Consider the following 13,479-nt stretch of genomic DNA (forward strand, 5'->3'; position numbering starts at 1 on the left):
GCTTGATGGCTCAGCCTGACAGCGAGCCTGAGGATGTAGACGATGCGCGATGATCGGAGATTAGGTATCTTTATTGATACGCCGCGGGATCAAATTCGCTGCGAGTGATCTCGCGGATGTTGGCATAGGGGGTTCCCGTCACAGCCTTGCGCACGATGCCTTCAGCGCGGTCGAAATCCTCGACGCTGAACCCGAAATTGACCTCGCCCATGCCGATCTCGGCGCCTTCCCATTCACCGGCGCCAGCCTCTTCCAACGCTGTTTCAACCAGCTCCATGGCCGAGTTGCGGAAATCGAGCGCGCCGTGCAGGTCGCTTTGTGCGATCCCCGGGATGGTGGCGATGTCATAATAGACCTCGATGGATTTCATGATCATCATCATATCCTTAACTTGTCAGAGCGCGGGACAGTCTGCCCCAAGACCATGAGCTAAGGGAGAATTCCGGCGCATTTCGGGCGTGTTAAGGTTAATTTGGCGTCATTTTCCGGCGTCAGCCCGACGGCGGCGCATGACGGGTGGGGAGACAACAAACTGATCGGAGTGTGCAAAATTGCACATAATTGGTCAGTTTTCTATAAATTGTTAGAATTTGAGTGGAGCGTTATATGATGCTCGTCGCCCCGGGACCAGGGCAAGCAGCACGATCACAGAACAGGATTCATCACGCAATGACACAGTTTCAAACCCTTGCCGCGCCTATCGGCCGGTTCATGTTGGCCTTGATCTTCATCATGGCCGGCGCACAGAAAATCACCGGCTACGCCGGTACGCAGGCCTATATGGACATGATGGGCGTGCCCGGTGCGCTGTTGCCGCTGGTCATCCTGACCGAATTGGGCGGCGGTATCGCCTTGCTGTTGGGCTGGCAAGTGCGCATTGTCGCGTTCCTGTTGGCAGGGTTCACTCTGCTTTCCGGGTTGGTCTTTCACTTTCTGCCATCTCTGGGCATGGAAGGGATGGAGGCCCAAACGCAAATGATCAGCTTCATGAAGAACGTCAGCATCGCCGGCGGCATGATGATGATCGTGGCCCTGGGCAGCGGTGCCTATTCGATCGGAAACCGCCGCACGTCCCTTCAATCCGCCGAATGACGACACCAATCACCGGTCGGACTACGAAGGCCCCTGCGAAGGGGCCTTCAACACGCCGTCGCGCTGGGCCGGGATGCAATCCGGTCGAACCAGGCCTGGGTCGCGGCGTTGCCCTCGGGGATGCGGGTGCGGATCACCCGGGCGAAGTCGACAAAGACAAAGCCGGTGATGTCAGCCAGTGAAAAAGCGTCTCCAGCAAGCCATTCGCTATCCCCAAGGCGTTCTTCCAACAGATCGAAAAAGGCTGCGACCCGTTTCTGACCACGTGCAGCCAGTTCCGGGATCTGGTCAAGGTCCAGCGGTCCGGGCAGGGCGCGGCCCTTCATCGCCGGGTGGGAATTGCGAAAGGTTTCGGCCACGGCCATGCCGCCCTGACCCTCGCAGATGGCGTTCCACATCGCCACGCGTCCTTTTTCATCGGCATTACGCCCCATCAGCGGTGGTTCGGGATAGCGGGCCTCGAGATAGGTGGCGATTGCCAGGTTCTCGGTCAGCGCAGTGCCCTCGTCAGTTATCAGCACAGGCACCGTGGCGCGTGGGTTCACGGCGAGGAAATCGGGTGAGAGCTGTTCTCCGTCGGCGATGCTGATCTGGCGTGTGTCGATCTCCAGGCCTTTTTCGACGACAAACATCCGCGCCCGGCGCGGGCTGGGCGCGGTTGGACAATCATAGAAAATCATGCTGATGCAGTACCATTGAGGTGGAACATGCGACGCATAACCCAGATACCAGGCAGCGTGACAACATACATGGTGATGCCGTAAACCCCTGCGGGCACGGCGAATTCCGAAATGCCTGCGCTATGGGCGACAAGCCCTGCCACGGTGATGCCAAGAGCGGCATTCTGAACGCCCATCTCGACGGAAATGCAAAGTGCATCTCCACCTGTTAAGCCCAGCAATTTCGATACCAGAACCCCAAGCACCAGAAGTACGAGGTTGAGCAGCATCAAAAGCGGCCCCAGCCGGGCGATGTTGTCCATGAACAATGCCCAGTTAGACGCCAGCGCCCCGACCACCACGAGAATGAACAGCACGGTGGCCAGTTTGAACACACCACCGTCGATCCGGTCGGCAATCTCGGGGGCAACAAATCGGAACAGCACGCCGATCATCACCGGCACGAAGGTTAGGGCGAACATCACCATAGCGATGCCGGTGACATTGAGTTCGGGTGCGGCGGTGCCTAGGAATCGTGCGGCGGCCCAGGCGGTCAGGAATGGCACGGTAAAGGCGGAAAACAGGCTGACCACCCCGGTCAGGGTGATCGATAGCGCCACGTTGCCGCCGCCCAGTCGGGTCAGGATGCTGGATGAGATGCCCCCAGGACAAAAGGCCAACAGCATGACTCCGAAGGCGATGGCGGGTGGCATGTCGAAGGCCACAAGTAGCGCGAAGGCGACCAATGGTAAGGCTGCCATCTGCATCACCATGCCGGTTACAACTGCGCGTGGCATCGACAGGACCCGGCCGAAATCGGCAAAGGTGAGGCCAAGGCCCAATGAGAACATGATGATTGCCAGCGAAAGTGGCAGTCCGACATCGACCAGCATCCAGTGCTTCCTTTATGTTGTCAGGCCCCCGTACCGGTCGGGCAGGGGGCCAGATGATGTCCACGCCCCACAATCGTGTCAGAAAATCAGTTTTTTGGGAAGGGTTCGTAACGGTGAGCGATAGGAAGAAACCGCAGGCGAAAACAAAAGGGCGGGGCTGTTCTGGCCCCGCCCTTCAATTCGTGTGGATTGACCAGTTCCAAAACTGGCTCAGACGGCCTTTTTCAAAGCGTCGACAAGGTCCGTCTTTTCCCAACTGAAACCGCCCTGTTCGTCAGGGGCGCGGCCGAAGTGGCCATAGGCCGCTGTGCGCTGGTAGATCGGCTTGTTCAGACCCAGATGGGTGCGGATGCCTCGCGGGGTCAGGTCCATTGCGGTGGCCACGGCCTTTTCGATCTCGGCTTCGTGAACCTGGCCGGTGCCGTGGGTGTCGACATAGATCGACAGCGGCTTGGACACGCCGATAGCATAGGCAAGCTGCAGGGTGCAGCGATCCGCCATGCCGGCAGCAACCACGTTCTTGGCCAGGTAGCGTGCAGCGTAGGCTGCTGAACGGTCAACTTTGGTTGGGTCCTTGCCCGAGAACGCGCCGCCGCCATGCGGCGCCGCGCCGCCATAGGTATCGACGATGATCTTGCGACCGGTCAGGCCTGCATCGCCATCGGGGCCACCGATGACGAACTTGCCGGTCGGGTTGACGTGCCATTCGGTGACTTTAGTCAGCCAGTCGGCCGGCAGGATCTCGCGGATATACGGCTCGACGATGGCGCGTACGTCATTCGAGCTGAGATCGGGATCAAGATGCTGCGTCGAGAGCACAACCGAAGTAACCTCGACCGGCTTGCCGTCTTCGTAACGAATCGAAAGCTGGCTCTTTGCATCAGGGCCAAGGGCGGGTTCTTTCCCGGATTTGCGGACCTCGGCCAGGCGGCGCAGGATCGCGTGGGAATACTGGATTGGGGCTGGCATCAGCGCGTCGGTCTCGGTGCAGGCATAACCGAACATGATGCCCTGGTCGCCGGCGCCTTCATCCTTGTCCGCCCCGCCATCAACGCCCTGAGCGATGTCGGCGGATTGGGCATGAAGGTAGTTGTTGACCTTCATGTTGGCCCAGTGAAAGCCCTGCTGCTCGTAACCGATATCCTTGACACATTCGCGGGCGATTTCTTCGACCCGCTTGATGACGTCGCCGGGGCCGCGGACCTCGCCGCCGATGACGACTCGGTCGGTGGTCGCCATGGTTTCGCAGGCAACGCGGGAATAGGGGTCTTCGGTGAAGAAGGCATCGAGAACAGCATCGGAAATCCGGTCACAGACCTTATCCGGGTGGCCTTCGGAAACGGATTCCGAGGTGAAAACGTAGTTTTTTCGTGTCATGAAAAGTGCTCCAATGGGTTATTGCCCGTCACGTCAGGAAGCCGTTGTGGGGGCGCTGCGCCTTCGTTACGCGCGAGGTGCCAGCGGGTCAACCGAAATCCGCCCCCGGCGTGCGGTGCGCGGTGTTGCGCCGTCGCAAGAAACAGGCCAGCAAACCGATCAGCACAAGCCCGATAACCGGCCAGTCACCGACACGGGCGTAAATCGTCGGAGGCAGCGCCCGGGGAAGGGTGACATCGGCGAAGCCGGCGCTGCCCAGCGGAATGTGCCGGGTGATCCGTCCCTTGGCGTCGATCATCGCCGAGACACCGGTATTGGCCACACGCAGCATTGGCAGACCCTGTTCGATAGCGCGCATCTGGGCCTGTTGCAGGTGCTGGAACGGCCCCGAGAACTGTCCGAACCAGGCATCGTTGGTGAGTTGCAGTAACAGGCGCGGACGGCTGGGTGCTGCCCGCACGTCCTGGGGGAAAACCGCCTCGTAACAGATCAACGGCAACGCATCTCCGATGCCCGGCAAGCTGATCAGCTGTGCTCCCGGACCCGAAGAGTAGCCGTAGCCTTCGCCAGCGGCCAATCCGCGAATGCCGAATTTCGCGGCCAGATCGCCCATCGGAAAGTATTCACCGAACGGCACAAGGTGGTGCTTGTCATAGCGTGCGTCGACCTTGCCATCAGGGCCCAGCACGATCAGCGCATTGAAAAGCCGTTGTTGTTCGAGCCGGCGCAGGCCTAACACAACCGGGGTTTCCCCGGCGGCGCGGGTGATCTGTTGCAACGCCAGGTCAGCCCCGTCCAGAAGCCAGGGAATGGCGGTTTCCGGCCAGACGATCAGATCCGGCGGGCGGCTGGCGCCTGGCCGCGCAGTATAATCGAGCTGTCGGTCAAAGAAGCGCAGCACGTGGTCAGGGTCCCATTTCTGATGCTGTGGGGCGTTGGGTTGCACCATTCGGATCAGCGGCGCGTCAAGGGCGGGTTCCGGTGACCGTCCCAGAAGAATCCCGCCACCGATCAAAAGCCCGTAGAGCGCGATCATCGCCATTGCCTTGGCGCGCGCATGGGTGCCAAGGTGCCAAAGCGTCACCGCCACGATCAACGCCGCCATGGTCAGCCCGTGCGGTCCGATCAGGGACGCATAATGCGCCGCCGGGCTGGGCGTCCAGACATACCCGATTAGCGCCCAGGGAAAACCGGTCAGCAGGTAACTGCGCAAGAGCTCCGCGCCGGTCAGGGCCATGATCCAACCCGATGGCCGACGTCCGAGCCGATAGGCCAGCGTGCTGGCCGCGCCCCAGAACAGCGCCAGACCGCCGGACAGGAAGATCAGGGCAAAGGGCGCCATCCAGCCGTGCCGGGTCAGGTCGACAAAGAACGGCTCGACGATCCAGAACAGCGCCACGGCGAAATAACCGGTTCCCCCGGCCCAGCCGATCCAGAAGGCGGGCCAAGGGCCACTTGCCGCCCGGAAAAGAGCAAACATGCCGGTTAGTCCGAGCAGTCCCAGAGGCCACAGGTAGAACGGCGCATGCGCCAGCGCCGCGAGACCGCCCGACAAGGCGGACAAGCCCATCAGCCGCCGCAGGAACAGCAACGCCGCCCGCGCTTCGAACCGGGAGACCGGATACGGTCGGTGGTCGGGCTCAGCCATTGGTCCGTTTTGTCAAACAGACCCGCAGCCGCTTGATCCGGCGCGGGTCGGCGTCGAGGATCTCGAACTCGGTACCATCGGGGTGGCGGATCACCTCACCGCGTGAGGGCACATGTCCCGCCAACATGAAGACTAGCCCGCCCAGCGTGTCGATCTCTTCCTCGTCCACGTCCTCGTGCGTGGTCAGTGACCGGCCGATTTCGGCTTCGAAATCGTCAAGCGGGGTCTTGGCCAACGCTAGGTAAGCCCCGTCCTTGGCCCGGGTGAACATCCGATCCTCTGCCTGATCATGTTCGTCCTCGATCTCGCCCACGACCTGTTCGATCAGGTCCTCGATGGTCAACAGCCCGTCGACCCCACCGTACTCGTCGATCACCAACGCCAGGTGACGTCGTTCGGCCTGCATCTTGGCCAGCAACACGCCCAACGGCATCGAGGGCGGCACGTAGAGCAACGGCCGCAGCATCTTCTTCAGCGCAAAGCGACCCTTGGAGCCGCCGTTGAACCCGTGCTGAAGCGCGAAATCCTTCAGGTGTGCCAGTCCGATCGGACTGTCGAGCGTTTCCTGGTAGACGGGCAACCTCGTCAGTCCGCTGTCGCGGAAGACCGCGACCAACTCGTCTTTTGTGATGGTTGACGGGACCGAGATGATGTCAGCCTTGGGAATCATCACGTCCTCGACCGAAAGCCGCCGCAGATTGAGCATACTTGGCGCAGCGGGTTGTACCGGAGTCGGGGTTACAGGTTCGGGTGGCTCGCCGACATCCGTGGGACTGAGGGCCCCAATGATTCGCCGGAAGAAGCCGGATTTGAGCGGCTGCGCTGCGTCATCCTGCGCGTCGGACGATTGGACCATGTCCTTATTCCCGTCCTTTTGCCCGCCATTTTGATTGTCCTGCGCGCCTTGCGCTGCGCCAGACGATCCGTCGTTACTGTCGCCCATCGTTCCTTTCCAAAAGGGGGGGATCCCCCGTCAGTTGTCCCTATATGGGTCAGCGACACCCAGTTTGCCAAGTATCACCGTCTCCAAGCCTTCCATTAAAGTGGCATCACGGTCACGCTCGTGATCGTAGCCCAGCAGGTGCAATATCCCGTGAACGACCAGATGAGTCGTGTGATCCGCCATTGAAATCCGCTGCTCTGCGGCCTCGCGGGCGCAAGTGTCATAGGCAATAGCGATGTCACCTATGAATGCCTCGTCAGGCCGTTCTGCGCCCGCATTGGAGAAATGAGGTGTCCCGCCTTCTTCCTCGGCCGACAGGTCTGTTTCCGGCCAGCTGAGCACGTTGGTGGGGGCGGCTTTGCCTCGAAACTCGGTATTGAGCACGGCGATACGGGCGTCATCGCAGGCCAGGATCGACAGTTCGGTGTCTGCGGGTAGACCCAGGTGGTCACCGACCGCATCGGCAGCGCGCTGAGCGAGGTGCTCCAGCCCGGGTTCCTGCCAGCGTGGGTCGTCTATGAGAATGTCGATCTGCATGGCGCTTCCTAACCCGACGTCACGGCCGACGATAGGGGAAATCGGTGCAGCGGTCCGCTTGACGTGGTAGCTGAAGTGATTTAACCAACTAAAAAACTCAGAAAAGAGATCATGCACATGTCCATTGATCGCAAAACCCCGACTCGTACGGTCAAACCCCGCAAATGGACCGCGTTGACCGCCGCCGGGCTGATCGCCGTGCAACCAGTGATAGCGCAGGTCGTCTTCACAACGCCGAGCCATGCCGCCGAGAGTGGAGAAGCGGGCGAAGCCGGCATCGAGATGAGTGAGGGACCGTCGGCCTTCCTGACCCGGTTGGGCTATTTCGAAGGAACCTACCGGATTGCTGCCGAGCTGTATCTGATTGGCGAACGCGATGGCGCACGGGCACATCTGGAGGAATCGCACCACGCGTTCTACGAGGATATTGAAGACGCTTTGGTGAAATATGCTGCGCCGGGGTTCTCGGAGGAGGCCGCGGCCTTCCTGAAGGCGATTTCCGAAGATGCGGCAAATGATGAGGTGAGTGCCCGGTTGGCAGTGTTGCTGACAGCCATGGCCGGGACAGCAGACGCGGCGCAAGCGTCCGCCTATGATCGGCTCCTATCGATCCGCGAATTGGTGGCGCTGGCGGCGGCCGAATATGAGGGCGGGGTGGATGAAGGCCGGGTCGAACTGGCCATCGAATATCGCGACAGCTGGGGGTTTCTCGCGGTTGCCAAGATCCGTGCCCTTTCGATGATGGAAGGGGAAGATGAGGTGTTGGCCAAGGCGGGGGGCGAAGTTTTGGAGCAATTGGAAGGTACCGTAGCGCTATACCCCGGTCTGACTGCAACCGAGGCAGCCAAGGATGCCAGCCAACTGGCCGTTGCCGCGGGCTGGATCGAGATCATCGCGCTGAGGCAGAGATAGGCCCATGCCCATCGTATTGAGCGATCTGTTTTCCGAGGCGGAGGCAATGGTCATCTACGAGGCGGCGCAGGCGCTGCCGTTCGAGGATGGCGGAAAGACAGCGGGGCGTGTGGCGGGCGCGGTCAAGCGCAACCAACAGGCCGCGGCTGGGGCAGACCGAGATGCGGTGCTTGCCAAGGTCAAATCCGTCTGTCTGTCCAATCCACTGTTTCAGGCCGTGGTCTATCCCAAGGGGTTTGCCGGCATGGTTCTGTCGCGAACCGAGGGCGGCGGCGAATACGGCGACCACATTGACAACGCGCTGATGGCGGGCGGGCGTACCGACGTGTCCTTCACGATTTTCCTTTCCCCGCCAGAGAGTTACGATGGTGGAGCGCTTTGCATTTCCGACCCTTCCGAGGAAAGATCCTTCAAGCTGGAACAGGGCGAGATGGTGATTTACCCGTCCGACACGCTGCACCGGGTTGAGGAGGTAACATCCGGTGTTCGTATTGCCATCGCGGGCTGGGCCACCAGCTGGGTGCGCGATCCGCGCCAGCGCGAGATCCTGTTCGACCTGTGGCAGGCCCATGGGCGGGCCGAGGCGGTTGGCGACGTTACGCAGGCGCTGCTACTGTCGAAATCCCGCTCGAACCTGCTACGGATGTGGGCCGTTTAGTTTTTTAGGAAACGCGCGGCGCGGCGATCACAACACAGGTTCAGCGCGCCGGGTCGGCCTTGTCATAGGCCTCGATGATGGCGGCGACCAGCGGGTGGCGCACCACGTCCTTGGACGTGAAGTAATTGAAGCTTATCCCCTCGATGCGATCGAGCAGCCTTTCCGCATCGGCCAGGCCCGAGGGTACGCCACGGGGCAGGTCAACCTGGCTCCGGTCGCCGGTGATCACCATGCGCGAGCCTTCGCCAAGACGGGTCAGGAACATCTTCATCTGCATGGTCGTGGCGTTCTGTGCCTCGTCCAACACGACAAAGGCATTGGCCAGTGTGCGGCCCCGCATGAAGGCCAGCGGGGCGATCTCGATGCGTTTTTCCTCGATCAGCTTGGCCAGCTGTTTTCCAGGAAGGAAATCGTTCAGCGCGTCATAAAGCGGCTGCATGTAGGGATCGACCTTGTCCTTCATATCGCCCGGTAAGTAGCCCAGCTTTTCGCCCGCCTCCACGGCGGGGCGAGACAGAATGATACGATCCACGTGACCTTCGATGAACATGTTCACACCCACGGCCACGGCGAGATAGGTCTTGCCGGTGCCCGCCGGACCGATGCCAAAACCCAGCTCATTGGAGAAAAGCGATTCCACGTAGGCTTTCTGTGCATCGGTACGCGGTTCGACGGTTTTCTTGCGGGTGCGAATCTCGACCCGGCCAGCGCGGAACATCTCCATCTGGTCAGCGCTGTCGGCGGCGCCTGTCGGCGATTCCATCCGCAATTCACGATCGACATCGCCCGGCGCCACATGGCGCCCGGATTCAAGCCGTTCGTATAGAGCGTTCAACACGATCCGGGCCTCTTCGGCGGAAGTCGCATCGCCAATGACCGCAAGCTGATTGCCACGGCGCAGAATCTGCACACCGAGCTTCTGCTCTATCTCGGCAAGATTGCGGTCATATTCGCCGCATAGTTCAATCAACAGGCGGTTGTCGGGAAATTCGACCAGGTATTCGGCAAGCGCATCCGGGTCGGTCGCGGCGGTCGTGCCAGGCTGGGGCAGCTCGGTAGTGGCCAATCAAATCTCCTTGGGGCGATCCGCGTCGTGCGGTCGTATTTTTCAATGCTGCCAAGCCCGGCGCTGCAATGCAAGGTGGCAACGGGAAATGTCACTAAATCGCGACAAAAAAAGCCGCGAAGCAGATAATCCTGCTACTCGGCTTTTGATGCTGATGCTCCAAAAATTAGAGAGGGTCGCCGTGGCGTCTTGTGTCGCCGCCTTTGAACGGACCAATTACCACATTCGGTGTGGATGTCCCCGAGCAGACCGGCTTGCCGTTCTTGTCGAGCCGGGCCGACAGATAACCTTCAACGCCATCGTCGATGATCCAGTGGTCGCAGCCGTTTGGATCGACCCAGATACCGGCCCGGAGCTGGCTCAGGTGTTTTTTGTCACGGCCAAGATCGTGCGATTTGTCGGGGCCGACCTCACCGTGATAATTCTGGATTGCGGTTTCGCTGCATCCTGCCACGAGCGTGGTGGCGGTGAGCACGAGGAGTACTGTTTTCAATGTCATGGCCAATCTCCGGGACTCACTTTAGGCAGATGATTTCGACGCGGCGATTCTTGGCCATACCGGTGGCCGACCGGTTCGAAGCGATCGGCCTGCGTTCGCCAAAACCACGGACATCGGCCACCTCGGCATTGAGCTCCTGTGCAACGTTGGCCACCGCATTTGCACGGCGCTGTGACAGGTTGATGTTGTAACGATCCGAGGCTCGGCTGTCGGTGTGGCCTTCAATGACGAAGGCCTTGGCTGAAGTCGTGGCAAAGAATTCGCGCAGACGGTCCTTGCCGGCCGGTGAAATGCGCGCACTGTTGCTGGCGAAATACTGATCTGTCCGTAAAACACCGCAGATTTTACTCCTGCGGCAGACAGGAATGCCCTGCCTGTTGGTATGCGGTGTCATGTAGCCTTCGATGCCATCGTCCATGACCCAGTGTTCACAGCCGTCCGGGTCGACCCAGATTGTTGGAATATACTCTTCACCCTTGACGGTGCGCTGACTGCCGGCCTGTTGGGCCGACGCAGCCCCCACTGTCAGCACCACGCTGAGAGCGGCGGCTATACCATGCGCGCGCGCGCTTGCTGATTTCGAAATCTCAATCGCCACAGCTTGTTGTCCCTCGATAACATTTCCCTCACCAGACCTTGCACCTGTAACCCGGTGTGGCCCGGACTCGACTGTGGCAGCAGTCTAGCAACTTTGCCTACCATGTGAAGGCGTATATCACCGGATATTGTGTTTCGACGGCGAACAGCTGCAACCTATAGCGGCCCGGCTTGGAACAAGCGCGCACTCAAAGTGGAAACCGCCCGCGAACAGATGATTGCCTCAGATAAGAACGCCTGCAAGAGAGTTCGGGCCGCTTTCGATGATTCTCACCCGGCGCAAGTCGCCGATCTGCGACGGGCAGTCGTCGACATAGACCGCGTGCAGGTGATCGGATTTGCCGACCATCTGACCGTCGCGCCGACCGGGCTTTTCAAACAGCACGCCCACCTCCTGCCCCACCATCGCATCCTGACGGGCACGCTGTTGCTGGGTGATCAGCGCCTGCAATTCCTGCAACCGGGCATCGGCCACATCGGCGGGCACCAGCGCGCGCTCCGCCGCCGGAGTGCCGGGGCGCGAGGAGTATTTGAACGAGAATGCCTGCCCGTAGTTGACCTGTCGGATCAGGTCCATCGTGTCCTCGAAATCCTGGTCGCTTTCTTCCGGGAACCCGACAATGAAATCGCCAGAGAAAAGGATATCCGGGCGGGCAGTACGGATCCGCTCGACCAGTCGCAGGTAGCTGTCGCGGTCATGGCTGCGGTTCATCCGTTTGAGAATCTTGTCGCTACCTGATTGGACCGGGAGGTGCAGGTAAGGCATCAGTTTTTCGCATTCCCCGTGCGCCGAGATCAGATCGTCGCTCATGTCATTGGGATGGCTGGTGGTAAAGCGGATACGCTCCAGCCCTTCGATGTCATTCAGGGCCCAAATCAGGCGGGCGAGAGTATAGTCGCCATCTGATCCGGCGCCGTGATAGGCATTCACGTTCTGGCCCAACAACGTGATCTCGCGCACGCCACGCTCCACAAGGTCGCGGGCCTCGGTCAGAATGCGATCCACAGGGCGGCTGACCTCGGCGCCGCGGGTATAGGGCACCACGCAGAAGGCGCAGAACTTGTCACAGCCTTCCTGCACGGTCAAAAACGCGGTCGGGCCACGCTTGGCCTTGGGGCGGGATTTCAGATGCTCGAACTTGTCCTCTTCGGGCATGTCCGTATCCAGAACCTTTTCGCCCTCACGCGTCTTGGCCTCCATTTCGGGCAGGCGGTGATAGGCCTGCGGGCCGACCACCAGGTCGACCAGCGGCTGACGGCGCATGATTTCCTCGCCCTCGGCTTGGGCCACGCAACCGGCCACGCCGATTTTCAGATCGGGGTTCTCGGCCTTGAGCCCTTTGAAACGACCTAGTTCGGAATAGACCTTCTCGGCCGCCTTTTCGCGGATGTGGCAGGTGTTCAAAAGGATCATGTCCGCCTCGTCCGGCGAGCCGACCTCTTCATAACCCGATCCGCCCATGGCCTCGGCCATGCGTTCGCTGTCATAGACGTTCATCTGACAGCCATAGGTCTTTATATAGAGCTTCTTCGGGTCAGCCATGCTCATGTCCTCACGTGGTCTGAGCGCGTTCTCTACACAAGCCGTGACAGGCTTGCAATGCAGCGCGAATTAACCGATTCTCCGGGCAATCGAGGTAATGGGGCGGTCATGCAGAACTTGGCCATGCAGTATACGGGGCTCGATGAGTTTCTGACCAGGGGCAAAGCAGCACTGGCCAACGGGCCGGTGGCGTTGGTCTTTGCCGAGGACGAAGTCGAACTTGATACCACCTTGCGCCATCACCAGCAGTTGGGCTTCAACACGGTCGTGGCCTTCATGCCCGGCCATTTCGGATTGCCCGGGGATCTGGTCAAAACCGTGCACCGGGTAACCTTTGACACCGGCGAGGCCAATGCACTGCAAAGGGCAGTAAACGCTGTGAATGATGCCGCGCCCGGCACATGGCTATATTACTGTTACAACGCTGAATACCTGTTCTACCCGTTCTGCGAGACTCGTGCCGTGAACGAGATGTTGACCTTCCACACCGAGGAACGGCGTGATTCGATGCTGGCGTATGTGGTCGATCTCTATGCTGGCGACCTGGAGCAGTTCCCCAACGCCGTGTCGCTCGACATCGCCTATCTCGACAAGTCGGGTTACTACGCGCTGGCGCGACCCGACATAGCCAACCACAATCATCCCAAGGAACGCCAGCTCGATTTCTTCGGCGGCCTGCGCTGGCGCTACGAGGAACACGTGCCCGCGCCGCGCCGCAAAATCGACCGGATCGCCTTTTTCAAGGCCAAGCCGGGGTTGCGGTTGAACGAGGATCACACGTTTTCGGATGAGGAATACAACACCTATGCCTGCCCATGGCACAACAATCTGACCGCCTCGATCGCCTCATTCCGCACCGCTAAGGCGCTCAAACGCAATCCCGGTTCAACCTTCGATATCGACACGTTCCGCTGGCACAACTCGACCCCGTTCGAATGGCATTCGCGGCAATTGCTGGATTTGGGTTTGATGGAACCGGGGCAGTGGTTCTGAAGCGCAAGCGACCGCTTCTTCCTCTTGCCTGAAATATCCCGGGGGTTTGGGGGCTGGCCCCC

General features: G+C 60.3%; 15 protein-coding genes and 1 riboswitch. Of the genes, 4 read left to right on the forward strand and 11 right to left on the reverse strand.

Going from position 1 to position 13,479, the window contains the following annotated elements; all coding sequences use genetic code 11:
- Positions 1-70 precede the first annotated feature (70 nt).
- Complete coding sequence (locus tag RXV86_RS01165; RefSeq protein ID WP_316296964.1) at positions 71-376, reverse strand: hypothetical protein; 306 nt, start codon at positions 374-376, stop codon at positions 71-73.
- Between the two features lie 293 nt (positions 377-669).
- Here RXV86_RS01165 and RXV86_RS01170 point away from each other — a divergent pair, with 293 nt between their 5' ends.
- Positions 670-1,092 (forward strand): DoxX family protein, encoded by a 423-nt coding sequence (locus tag RXV86_RS01170; RefSeq protein WP_316296965.1) that lies wholly within the window; start codon positions 670-672, stop codon positions 1,090-1,092.
- A gap of 47 nt (positions 1,093-1,139) precedes the next feature.
- Here the strand turns inward: RXV86_RS01170 and RXV86_RS01175 are convergent, their stop codons facing one another.
- The 6 genes from RXV86_RS01175 to ybeY all read right to left on the reverse strand — a co-directional run bounded on the left by RXV86_RS01175 (position 1,140) and on the right by ybeY (position 7,149).
- The gene (locus RXV86_RS01175; protein WP_316296966.1) at positions 1,140-1,772 is read right to left on the reverse strand and encodes a glutathione S-transferase; all 633 of its coding nucleotides are present in this window, start codon (positions 1,770-1,772) and stop codon (positions 1,140-1,142) included.
- Complete coding sequence (locus tag RXV86_RS01180; protein ID WP_316296967.1) at positions 1,769-2,644, reverse strand: bile acid:sodium symporter; 876 nt, start codon at positions 2,642-2,644, stop codon at positions 1,769-1,771. Before RXV86_RS01180 ends, RXV86_RS01175 begins: the two co-directional genes overlap by 4 nt.
- A 210-nt stretch (positions 2,645-2,854) precedes the next feature.
- On the reverse strand, positions 2,855-4,021 hold the full coding sequence (gene metK / locus RXV86_RS01185) for a methionine adenosyltransferase (RefSeq protein ID WP_316296968.1): 1,167 nt from the start codon (positions 4,019-4,021) through the stop codon (positions 2,855-2,857).
- A gap of 6 nt (positions 4,022-4,027) precedes the next feature.
- Positions 4,028-4,077: riboswitch (SAM-SAH riboswitch) on the reverse strand.
- A gap of 32 nt (positions 4,078-4,109) precedes the next feature.
- Positions 4,110-5,669 carry an apolipoprotein N-acyltransferase gene (gene lnt, locus RXV86_RS01190; RefSeq protein ID WP_316296969.1) on the reverse strand — a complete coding sequence of 520 codons (1,560 nt, stop codon included), beginning with the start codon at positions 5,667-5,669 and terminating at the stop codon, positions 4,110-4,112.
- The gene (locus tag RXV86_RS01195; protein WP_316296970.1) at positions 5,662-6,612 is read right to left on the reverse strand and encodes a hemolysin family protein; all 951 of its coding nucleotides are present in this window, start codon (positions 6,610-6,612) and stop codon (positions 5,662-5,664) included. Before RXV86_RS01195 ends, lnt begins: the two co-directional genes overlap by 8 nt.
- Positions 6,613-6,642: 30 nt before the next feature.
- A complete protein-coding gene (gene ybeY, locus RXV86_RS01200) occupies positions 6,643-7,149 on the reverse strand; it encodes an rRNA maturation RNase YbeY (protein ID WP_316296971.1) in 507 nt (168 codons plus the stop codon).
- A 117-nt stretch (positions 7,150-7,266) separates the two neighbouring features.
- Between ybeY and RXV86_RS01205 the strand changes: the two genes are divergently transcribed.
- The gene (locus RXV86_RS01205; RefSeq protein WP_316296972.1) at positions 7,267-8,061 is read left to right on the forward strand and encodes a hypothetical protein; all 795 of its coding nucleotides are present in this window, start codon (positions 7,267-7,269) and stop codon (positions 8,059-8,061) included.
- Positions 8,062-8,065: 4 nt separating this feature from the next.
- Positions 8,066-8,719 carry a Fe2+-dependent dioxygenase gene (locus RXV86_RS01210; RefSeq protein ID WP_316296973.1) on the forward strand — a complete coding sequence of 218 codons (654 nt, stop codon included), beginning with the start codon at positions 8,066-8,068 and terminating at the stop codon, positions 8,717-8,719.
- 40 nt (positions 8,720-8,759) lie between these two features.
- On the opposite strand, the gene RXV86_RS01215 is transcribed toward RXV86_RS01210, so the two are convergent.
- From RXV86_RS01215 to miaB, 4 genes are all read right to left on the reverse strand, one after another.
- Positions 8,760-9,770, reverse strand: coding sequence for a PhoH family protein (locus RXV86_RS01215; protein WP_316298403.1), 1,011 nt, complete (start codon positions 9,768-9,770; stop codon positions 8,760-8,762).
- A 181-nt stretch (positions 9,771-9,951) separates the two neighbouring features.
- Positions 9,952-10,284 carry a hypothetical protein gene (locus RXV86_RS01220; protein WP_316296974.1) on the reverse strand — a complete coding sequence of 111 codons (333 nt, stop codon included), beginning with the start codon at positions 10,282-10,284 and terminating at the stop codon, positions 9,952-9,954.
- 16 nt (positions 10,285-10,300) lie between these two features.
- On the reverse strand, positions 10,301-10,819 hold the full coding sequence (locus RXV86_RS01225; RefSeq protein WP_316298406.1) for an OmpA family protein: 519 nt from the start codon (positions 10,817-10,819) through the stop codon (positions 10,301-10,303).
- A 285-nt stretch (positions 10,820-11,104) separates the two neighbouring features.
- Complete coding sequence (gene miaB, locus RXV86_RS01230) at positions 11,105-12,424, reverse strand: tRNA (N6-isopentenyl adenosine(37)-C2)-methylthiotransferase MiaB (protein WP_316296975.1); 1,320 nt, start codon at positions 12,422-12,424, stop codon at positions 11,105-11,107.
- Positions 12,425-12,547: 123 nt separating this feature from the next.
- Here miaB and RXV86_RS01235 point away from each other — a divergent pair, with 123 nt between their 5' ends.
- Positions 12,548-13,417 carry a hypothetical protein gene (locus RXV86_RS01235; RefSeq protein ID WP_316296976.1) on the forward strand — a complete coding sequence of 290 codons (870 nt, stop codon included), beginning with the start codon at positions 12,548-12,550 and terminating at the stop codon, positions 13,415-13,417.
- The last annotated feature ends 62 nt before the right edge of the window (positions 13,418-13,479 follow it).

The sequence above is a fragment of the Aliisedimentitalea sp. MJ-SS2 genome, assembly GCF_032586155.1.
Taxonomy (GTDB): domain Bacteria; phylum Pseudomonadota; class Alphaproteobacteria; order Rhodobacterales; family Rhodobacteraceae; genus JAWHTC01.

Coding starts and splice junctions, on each gene's coding strand:
- RXV86_RS01165 (WP_316296964.1), bottom strand. CDS start 376: ATGATCATGAAATCCATCGAGGTCTATTATGACATCGCCACCATCCCG.
- RXV86_RS01170 (WP_316296965.1), top strand. CDS start 670: ATGACACAGTTTCAAACCCTTGCCGCGCCTATCGGCCGGTTCATGTTG.
- RXV86_RS01175 (WP_316296966.1), bottom strand. CDS start 1,772: ATGATTTTCTATGATTGTCCAACCGCGCCCAGCCCGCGCCGGGCGCGG.
- RXV86_RS01180 (WP_316296967.1), bottom strand. CDS start 2,644: ATGCTGGTCGATGTCGGACTGCCACTTTCGCTGGCAATCATCATGTTC.
- metK (WP_316296968.1), bottom strand. CDS start 4,021: ATGACACGAAAAAACTACGTTTTCACCTCGGAATCCGTTTCCGAAGGC.
- lnt (WP_316296969.1), bottom strand. CDS start 5,669: ATGGCTGAGCCCGACCACCGACCGTATCCGGTCTCCCGGTTCGAAGCG.
- RXV86_RS01195 (WP_316296970.1), bottom strand. CDS start 6,612: ATGGGCGACAGTAACGACGGATCGTCTGGCGCAGCGCAAGGCGCGCAG.
- ybeY (WP_316296971.1), bottom strand. CDS start 7,149: ATGCAGATCGACATTCTCATAGACGACCCACGCTGGCAGGAACCCGGG.
- RXV86_RS01205 (WP_316296972.1), top strand. CDS start 7,267: ATGTCCATTGATCGCAAAACCCCGACTCGTACGGTCAAACCCCGCAAA.
- RXV86_RS01210 (WP_316296973.1), top strand. CDS start 8,066: ATGCCCATCGTATTGAGCGATCTGTTTTCCGAGGCGGAGGCAATGGTC.
- RXV86_RS01220 (WP_316296974.1), bottom strand. CDS start 10,284: ATGACATTGAAAACAGTACTCCTCGTGCTCACCGCCACCACGCTCGTG.
- miaB (WP_316296975.1), bottom strand. CDS start 12,424: ATGGCTGACCCGAAGAAGCTCTATATAAAGACCTATGGCTGTCAGATG.
- RXV86_RS01235 (WP_316296976.1), top strand. CDS start 12,548: ATGCAGTATACGGGGCTCGATGAGTTTCTGACCAGGGGCAAAGCAGCA.